This window comes from Photorhabdus cinerea, from assembly GCF_011189575.1.
In the GTDB taxonomy this organism is placed as follows: Bacteria; Pseudomonadota; Gammaproteobacteria; order Enterobacterales; family Enterobacteriaceae; genus Photorhabdus; species Photorhabdus cinerea.
In genome coordinates, this window is the sequence record NZ_PUJW01000096.1 from 1 (window position 1) to 1,397 (window position 1,397).

Annotated in this window: 1 protein-coding gene and 1 pseudogene; both read right to left on the reverse strand. The window is 49.7% G+C overall.

The annotated features are described in order from the left end of the window. A pseudogene (locus C5469_RS22680) lies at positions 1 to 246 on the reverse strand (transposase); the annotation flags it as partial. A gap of 237 nt (positions 247 to 483) precedes the next feature. Next, positions 484 to 1,397, reverse strand: a 914-nt coding sequence (locus C5469_RS22685) for an IS110 family RNA-guided transposase (protein WP_242689574.1), incomplete at its 5' end; no start/stop codon positions are given.

The following is a 1,397-nucleotide window of genomic DNA, read 5'->3' on the forward strand; positions in this document are numbered from 1 at the left end:
CCACTCAGCTTGCATACACGCTTTCATGTTTCGGCGCTTTTTCGTGATGAAAGTGACACCCGTTTTGGCTAAATCGTCAGCGAGCTCCTGACTGAGATAACCCTTGTCGGCGTAAAGAGAACCCGTTAATTCTGTTGTTAATTCGCGAACAGGTTCCCGATCATCTACATTACCGGCGGTCACTTTAAGCGCCAGAATTTCGCCCTGATGGTTAACAACCAAATGTAATTTGAAACCGTAAAACCATATATGGACGCCCCGATTATGCAAGCACTAAATTGATACGGTTTGCGACCAGATATCCGGCGTCATAAAGGGCTTATTTGCTCGCGCCATGATGTCATCCGCACCCTGTTTCCTTATCATCCGTCATCGGTATGTAACGACCTCGGTTTTACTCGGGTTATCGCAGGGCCGATAGCCGTTTTTTCATCCGTGTTTGCAAACTCGGTTAAAGCGTCTCTTTCGATTCACTCAATTCAATTAATTGATAGCAAAAGCCTTCTTCATATTATAATCAACCTTATCCGTCAGAACACGCCAGATAATTCGGGTCAGCTTGTTGGCTAAAGCAACCACGGCTTTCATGGCCCCACATCGGGTAATCAGGGCTCTTAGCCACTCGCCTAAAGGGTCATCCCGTTTTTGTACGCCGCGCATCATGGCGCGGGCACCATGAATAATTAACGTTCGGAGATGACGATTACCCTGTTTGCTCAGGGAAGAGAGACGATTTTTCCCGCCCGAACTGGGTTGCGGGGGTACTAAACCACACCAGGCAGACAGTTGTCGGCCATTGGCAAATTGAGATGCGCTGACGTCACTCACGAAAGCAGCCGCAATAAGGGGACCGACACCGGGAATAGTGAGCAGAGGGTCATAACCCGGTTGCTGGCGAGACAGTGCTGCAATTGCTTTATCCATATCATGGATACGCAGGTTTAGGGCACGTAAATCTTCCCACGAGGTATAAAGTAAACGTCGCAGGACAGAAGACAAGGCATTGTTCTCATCTTCCAGAACATCAGGTAAATGGTGTTGAAGTGACAGAATGCCAACGGGAATAATCACGCCCTGTTCAGCGAGGAACGCCCGGAGTTGATTGGCAAGCGCGGTGCGTTGGTCCACCATGAGCTGTCGGGCGCTACGCAGTGCTTTAATATCCTGCTGTTCCACTGTTTTAATCGGGACAAAATGGATACCCGGACGACAGGCAGTCTCGCAGATAGCCAACGCATCATTGGCATCGTTCTTTTGATAATGGCTAAAGGCTTTGACGTGCTGGGTGGGGACGAGCCTGACGGTATAGCCCATCGCCTGTAACGTTCTCCCCCAATAATGAGAAGTGGCACCGGCTTCCATGGCAATGACGGTTGATGGCGGGAAAGTCCGCACAA